Source organism: Actinomyces oris, from assembly GCF_001937665.1.
Classification (GTDB): Bacteria; Actinomycetota; Actinomycetes; order Actinomycetales; family Actinomycetaceae; genus Actinomyces; species Actinomyces stomatis.
On the sequence record NZ_MSKL01000029.1, the window covers coordinates 61,793 to 69,418 of the forward strand.

4 protein-coding genes are annotated in these 7,626 nt (G+C 66.5%); 1 reads left to right on the forward strand and 3 read right to left on the reverse strand.

Translation table 11 applies throughout. The features are described from left to right. Nucleotides 1-36: 36 nt before the first annotated feature. A complete protein-coding gene (locus tag BKH28_RS11495; RefSeq protein WP_075418924.1) occupies nt 37-978 on the reverse strand; it encodes a hypothetical protein in 942 nt (313 codons plus the stop codon). After that, nucleotides 978-3,320 (reverse strand): nitric-oxide reductase large subunit, encoded by a 2,343-nt coding sequence (locus BKH28_RS11500; protein ID WP_075418925.1) that lies wholly within the window; start codon nt 3,318-3,320, stop codon nt 978-980. The genes BKH28_RS11495 and BKH28_RS11500 overlap by 1 nt, the downstream gene beginning before the upstream one ends. Before the next feature lie 372 nt (nt 3,321-3,692). Here BKH28_RS11500 and BKH28_RS11505 point away from each other — a divergent pair, with 372 nt between their 5' ends. Continuing rightward, nucleotides 3,693-5,264 (forward strand): molybdopterin-dependent oxidoreductase, encoded by a 1,572-nt coding sequence (locus BKH28_RS11505; RefSeq protein ID WP_075418926.1) that lies wholly within the window; start codon nt 3,693-3,695, stop codon nt 5,262-5,264. Between the two features lie 117 nt (nt 5,265-5,381). Here BKH28_RS11505 and infB read toward each other — a convergent pair. Then, nucleotides 5,382-7,626 (reverse strand): translation initiation factor IF-2 (gene infB / locus BKH28_RS11510; protein ID WP_081380135.1); only part of this gene is annotated, 2,245 nt, incomplete at its 5' end.

The window sequence follows — 7,626 nt, forward strand, 5'->3', positions numbered from 1 at the left end:
GAGGGTGAGTCGAAGCGGCTCAGTGGTGGGGCCGGATCATCTGCTTGTGGTGTCGGTGGCCTCGTTCCACACCGAGGACCATGAGCGCCGGGCTCCGCCGCGAGCACCATCGCCGACATCGACAGAGCCGAGCTCGGCGCCGGTGACCGGGACTCGCTTGCGGGTGCGCAGGGCGGTGACGCGACGCAGCTCGGGCTCTGCGGAGACGGCAGTCCCGCTGTCCGCCTTCCCGGCGCCGTCGGAGTCGGCAAGGAAGGGGACGCGCACGGTCCGCCCCGTTGCTGCCGCACGAGCCTGAGCGGCGGCGATCGCCTCGGCCGCCTCACGCACCGAGCGGTAACCCGAGGGGCGTGAGGAGATCGTCACTGGCACCGGCCCGGTTGAGGCGGCGCTCGCCGAGCGACGGACCTCCTCGGCCTCGAGGTACTCCTTGGAGCCGACGTGGGGCAGGTGGGCCGGCGCGTTGTCGGGGGTGTTCCACAGATGGCGGGCCAGCGGCAGGACTCCGGCGACAATGACGACGACGGTCGTCGTGCCCAGGACGATGAGGTCGCCGGTGGCGTGAAAGGCCATCATGAGCAGCATCGGAATGAAGACACCGACGCAGGTGATGACCAGGCCCACACCGCGATGGAAGCGTCCGGCGTCGGAGTAGGGCCACGGGTCGACGGGCCGGGTGATCTCCCGCGGACCGGGGGTGGGCGAGCAGCTGTCCTTGGACGGACAGCGCCCGCAGATAGCATGAGCCCCCTCGTAGCGGATGACGCGCTTATCCGGGTCGAAGGCGGTGGGCCAGAGCCACTGGTCCTCGTGGCACCTCCAGCCGTCGACGTCGTCGTGGTACATGAAGTCCGAGTGCCGCCAGGACATCGAGTGCCGGGCGCTGCGCGAGCCGAGGACGTCCACGACCCACCCAGCGGCCAGCATGATGAGCGCGTAGGCGGAGACGAGCCATACGCTCAGGTCGGGTGAGTCCATCAGTCGTTCAGCTCCGCGCGCTCACCACGCCAGGCTTTGCGCCCACCCTGGATCTCCTCGTAGAGGGCGTCCTCGGCGAAGGTGTCCACCGTCCGTCCACGACGCCAGTTCCTCAGTCCCAGGAAGGCGATGTAGAGGTAGGGCAGGACTCCGCCGATGATGAAGATGAGGTCTCCGGGCATCCGCCCCCACTCGATGATCGTGTTGACCGAGTTGGTGACGTAGGTGAGCTGGCGGGCCTCGAAGTAGCCAGTGCCCACCGAGTAGCGCAGCTGGAGGATGCCCAGCGGTAGCAGGGTGGCGAAGCACATCCAGGCCAGGCCGATGTTGAGGCTCCAGAAGGAGGTCTTGGCGAGTCTCTCGGGCCACTTGTCGGCCGGCACCAGGTAGCGCAGGGCGAACATTCCCAGCGCCAGCGCCATGAAGCCGTAGACGCCCATCATGGAGGCGTGGGCGTGGTTGGCCGTCAGCGCGGTCCCGATCTCGTAGTAGGACACGATGGGCAGGTTGACCAGGAAGCCGAAGACACCGGCCCCTAGGAAGTTCCAGAAGCCGACGGCCATGAGGAACATGACGGCCCAGCGGTGCGGGAAGGGGCCCGCCTCCTTGCCGTGGCGGTTGGCGCCCAGCTGCATGAAGGCCCATGCCTCCACCGTCAGGAAGGTCAGGGGGATCACCTCGGCGGCTGAGAAGAAGGCGCCCAGGGCCATGTGCTCCACCGGCGTGCCGGAGAAGTAGAGGTGGTGCATGGTGCCGATGACGCCGCCTGCGGAGTACAGGATGATGTCCATGAAGATGATGCCCAGCGCGATCCTCTCCCGGACGACGCCCAGGAGGACGAACACGTAGGCGACCATGACGGTGGTGAACAGCTCGAGGAAGTCCTCGACCCACAGGTGCACCACCCAGAAGCGCCAGAACTCGGCGACGGTGACGTGGGTACCGGTGCGCGCCATCATCCCCACGGCGTAGAAGGCGGGGATAGCCAGGGCTGCGAACATGAACAGCCAGGGCATGTTCGCCACGTGCTCGTTGCTCAGGCGCGACCGCATGGCGCGCCAGATGATGAACACCCAGACGAACAGGGCCAGGGTGAGCAGCACCTGGAAGACGAAGGGAAGGTCGAGATACTCCCACTGCTGGGAGAACAGCGGCCCCTTGGCCCAGCTCAGGCCGTGCTGGCTGGCGCCCTCCGCCAGACAGGACAGGACGACGACGACCGTGGCCGCGATGAACAGGGTCCACACCAGCACGTGCTGCTTCTTCGGCTCGCGCCTGGCGATGAACGGGGTCAGGAACAGGCCGGCCGCGAGCAGCCCGATGGCGGTCCAGAACAAGGAGAGCTGGACGTGCCAGGTGCGGGCCAGGGAGAAGGGCAGGAGCCGGCCCAGGTCGAGGCCGAAGAACGACAGCACATCGGCCCGGTAGTGCTCGGCCAGGGCTCCCAGGAGCGTCTGGACGAGGAACAGGGCGGCGATGGTGAAGACGTACCAGGCAACCACCCTCTGCGACTTGGTCAACCCGATCTCCTCGGGTTGTCGGAAGGACAGGGCCGGAGCCTCCTCGGAGTGCCAACCGATCCTCCGACTCCAGCGGCCGTAGATGGCGAACATGGCCCCGGTTCCACCGATGAGGACGATCAGCGACAGGACCGACCAGATCATGAGGTCACCGGTGGGCGCGTTGCCGACCAGGGACTCGGCAGGCCAGTTGTTCGTGTACGAGTAGTCGTGACCCGGGCGCTGCGCAGACGAGCCCCAGGCGGTCCAGCCGAAGAAGGCCGTCACCTGCTTGACCTGGACGGGATCAGTGATGAGAGCCGGCTTGAGGCCGTGGCTGTGGGCGTCGGGCCCGAACATCTTGGTGTAGTGGCCGACGGCCTCGTTGTAGGCCTTGACCTGCTCATTGGTCCACACCAGGGTTCCCGTGGAGGGGTCGTAGCGGTTGGTCCGAAGCATCTCCTTGGTGGCGGCGGCCGGGTCATCGACCCCCTGGGCCGTGAGCTGCTCCTTGACGCTCGTGGCCTCCATGCGGAGGTACTCGGCAGTGAAGTCGGGGCCGAGGTAGCCGCCGTGCCCCAGGATGGAGCCGTACTCCATGAGCCCTCTGGCCTGGAAGAGCTTCTGCCCCTCGGTGATGTCCTGCGTCGTGAAGACGGTCTCGCCGCTCTCGGTGACCACCCTCTGCGGCTGCGGCATGGAATTGGTGTAGGTGCGATAAGCCAGCAGGCCCATGACGGTGAATCCGAAGAGCATGACCAGGGCGACACCCTGGATCCACCCCTTGCCGATGAGGCGGGCTCGCCGGGAATCCGTCCCTTCAGTCACGGCAGCCGATGACATGAGATTACCTCCGTGTATCTCAGGAGACGGCGGACGTCTTCCGCGTCCCACCAGTCACCGTACAAGTCTCACGAAGCCTGCTAGCGGAACGATCCGTGGCCCCTCCGTCGATATACCGACCGATTGGTCGCATTTCATCAGATTCTCTCCGTCTGTATTCAACACGTGGAACGACGCGACCGCGATGGTGTCACATTTTTTAACAAGTTTTTCATTACTTATTTAAACAAGGTTTACCTAACTTCTACCCCGTCGCACCCAACCCCTTGATCACGACATCTTGTCACTACCCCCTATATAGAACCGAGAAGGAGCAGTACAATTAGTTCACACGGCAAGTTTGTCACCCTCGTTCGTTAGTAAGGCACGACGATGTCTCTTCTGCCCCTAGCCGCACAGACCGCCAACGACGTCGCCCAGCAGTGCGTCGACACCGAGACCTTTCCGCTGTGGCTGCGAGTCACCCACTTCATCAACTTCCTCCTCATGGGCGTCCTCATCCGCTCCGGTATCGAGATCATCGCCTCGCACCCGCGCTTCTACTTCAAGGACCAGTGCGAGCCCGGCTCCGAGTGGATCCGGTTCACCAAGGACAAGGTGCCACTCGAGGAGGGCGCCTTCACCGCCCGGGACGACCAGCGAGACCTCTCCCCCGTGTTGTCCCTACCCGGTCGGGCCAAGATCGGACTGGGGCGCGCCTGGCACGGGACAGCCACCAGCTTCTGGCTGCTCAACGGCGTCGTGTATGTCGCCTTCCTCGTGGGCACTGGGGCGTGGCGGCGCCTGGTTCCGACGACGTGGCAGATCCTGCCCGACGCCTGGGACTCCCTGCTGACCTACGCGCACCTGCGCACCCCGTCCCTGTGCGACTTCACCCCCTACGACAGCCTTCAGCAGCTGGGGTACTTCTTCATCGTCTTCATCGCCGCTCCGCTGATGATCGTGACGGGGCCGGTCATGTCTCCGGCCGTCGTCGGGCGCTTCCCCTGGTACGCCAAGATGTTCGGTGGCCGCCAGGCCGCTCGCTCCCTGCACCTGATCGGAATGTTCATCTACCTGGGCTTCGCCGTCGTCCACGTGGGCCTGGTGTTCATCGTTCACGCTCCTCACAACCTCACCCACCTCGTCTTCGGCTCCTACGACCCCAACCGGGTGGGCCAGGCCTACGTCACCGTGATCGTGACGATCGTCGTCGTTGTGGCGCTGTGGATCGCCATGTCCTACTGGACGCTGACGGACACTCGCCGCAGCCAACGGATCCTGTGGGACGCCACGCGGGGAATCCGCCGTGTCACGGTGGACCGTTTCACCTCGCAGCAGGCGGCCAAGAAGCCATGGACGGAGAAGGACATCTCCAAGTTCCACTGGGTCAACACCCGCACCCCCTCACGGGAGGAGTCCCCGGAGTACCAGAAGCTGGCGGCTAACGACTTCACCGACTTCCGCCTCGAGGTGGGTGGCATGGTCTCGGCACCGGCGTCCTTCTCCCTGGCGGAGCTCAAGGCGATCTCCAGCCAGTCACAGATCACCATGCACACCTGCATGCAGGGATGGACGGGTATCGCCAAGTGGACGGGGATCCGTGTGAGAGACCTGCTCGAGCAGGTCGGTCAGATCGATCCCGAGGCCGGATGGGTGATGTTCGAGTCCTTCGGCATGGCCCAGAGCATGCACGACGGACGCCCGGTCGAGCCGTACTACACGTGCCTGTCTCTGGACATGGCCCTTGAGGATGACACGATTCTGGCCTGGGACCGCAATGACGAGCCGCTGTCGGGCATGTTCGGCGCTCCACTGCGCCTGCGCTGCGAGACGAGCCACGGCTACAAGATGATCAAGTGGGTCCGGTCGGTGACGTTGATCCGTCACTACAGCGAGGTCGGCGACGGCATGGGCGGGACCCGCGAGGACTCCGGGTACCAGGACGTCAACGCGCGCATCTGACGTCCTCACGGCACTGGATCATCCTCGTAAGACAGTCGACGCGAGCCCATCACTGATGATGGTGGCCGGCCACCCGAGTGCGGGGTGGCCGGCCACCATCGATGAACGCGGTCGCGCTCAGTCGCGAGGCTTCTCGCGCATCTCCCAGGTCTCGATGACGTCGCCCTCGGCGAGGTCCTTGTAGCCCAGGTTGATACCGCACTCGTAGCCCTCGCGGACCTCGGTGACGTCGTCCTTCTCGCGGCGCAGCGTCTCAATGGACAGATCGCCGTTGATGACGACGCCGTCGCGCACCAGACGGGCCTTGGCGCCCCGCTTGATGATGCCCGAGCGGACGATGGAGCCGGCGATGGAGCCGAACTTCGAGGAGCGGAAGATCTGCCGGATCTCGGCTGTGCCGAGCTCGACCTCCTCGTAGACGGGCTTGAGCATGCCCTTCATAGCGGCCTCGACGTCCTCGATCGCGTTGTAGATGACCGAGTAGAACTTCATGTCGACGCCCTCGCGGTCGGCGATCTCCGAGACGCGCTCGGCGGGCCGGACGTTGAAGCCGATGATGACGGCGGAGTCCACCGTGGCCAGGTTGACGTCGTTCTGCGTGATAGCACCCACGCCGCGGTGGATGACGCGCAGAGCGACCTCCTCGCCGACGTCGATCTTGAGCAGGGAGTCCTCCAGGGCCTCGACCGCACCCGAGCTGTCGCCCTTGAGGATGAGGTTGAGGGTGTCGACCTTGCCCTCCTTGAGGACGTCGGTGAGGTTCTCCAGGGAGACCCGCTTGCGGCGCTTGGCCAGCATGGCGGCGCGCTCGGCGGCCTCACGCTTGTCGGCGATCTGGCGGGCCGTGCGGTCGTCGGGGGCGACGATGAAGGAGTCGCCGGCGCTGGGCACGTTCGTCAGTCCCAGGACCAGGGCCGGACGCGCGGGTCCGGCCTCAGTGAGGTTCTCCCCGTGCTCGTTGAACATGGCGCGCACACGCCCGTAGGCGCTTCCGGCCACGATCGGGTCACCGACCCTCAGCGTGCCGCGCTCGACCAGGATGGTGCTCACGGCACCGCGCCCCTTGTCGAGCTTGGCCTCGATGGTGACACCTCGGGCCTCGGTCTCCGGGTTGGCCCGCAGGTCCAGAGCGGCGTCCGCGGTGAGCAGGACGGCTTCGAGGAGCTCGTCGATGTGGAGACGCTGCTTGGCGGAGATATCCACGAACATCGTCTCGCCGCCGTACTCCTCGGGGACCAGACCGTACTCAGTGAGCTGGCCGCGGATCTTGTCCGGGTTGGCGCCCTCCTTGTCGATCTTGTTGACCGCCACGACGATCGGCACATTGGCCGCCTGGGCGTGGTTGAGGGCCTCGACGGTCTGGGGCATGACGCCGTCATCGGCGGCCACGACGAGGATGGCGATGTCGGTCACCTCGGCACCGCGGGCACGCATGGCCGTGAAGGCCTCGTGACCAGGGGTGTCGATGAAGGTGATCGGGCGCTCCTCGTCGTTCAGGTTGACGCGCACCTGGTAGGCGCCAATGGACTGGGTGATGCCCCCGGCCTCGCCAGCGACGACGTCGGTGGAGCGAATGGCGTCCAGCAGCTTGGTCTTACCGTGGTCGACGTGACCCATGACCGTGACCACCGGGGGCCGAGGCATGAGGTTGGCGTCGTCCTCGTCGGGCTCGAGGTCGATGTCGAAGGACTCCAGGAGCTCACGGTCCTCATCCTCAGGCGAGACGATCTGGACGTTGTAGCCCAGCTCGGCACCCAGGAGGGCGAAGGTGTCCTCGTCGAGGGACTGGGTGGCCGTGGCCATCTCACCGAGGTGGAACAGGACGGTCACCAGGGCCGCGGGATTGGCGTTGATCTTCTCGGCCAGGTCCGTGAGCGTGGCGCCTTGGCGCACGCGCACCGGGGTGGAGCCGTCACCGCGCGGGACGATGACACCGCCGATCGACGGCGCGCTCTGCTGCTCGAACTCCTGACGCTTGGCCCGCTTGGACTTGCGTCCCCGCGGAGCGCCGCCGCCACGCCCGAAAGCGCCCTGGGTGGAACCGCGACCACCGCGACCACCGCGGGGGCCGCCGAAGCCGCCGCCGGGACGGCCGCCACCGCCGGGTCGACCGCCGCCACCGGGGCGCGAGCCACGACCGCCGCCGCCCGCTCCACCTCGTGCGGGAGCACCTGGGCGCCCGATGGAGGACTGGCCGGGCATCATACCCGGGTTGGGACGCGGACCGCCCGGGCGCGGAGCACCGGAGCGGCCGGCTCCCTGGGGCCGTGCGCCGCCCTGAGGACGGGGACCACCGGGACGCGGACCGCCCTGAGGACGGGGACCACCGGAGCCGCCCGGGCGGGGCATGCCCTGGGAGGAG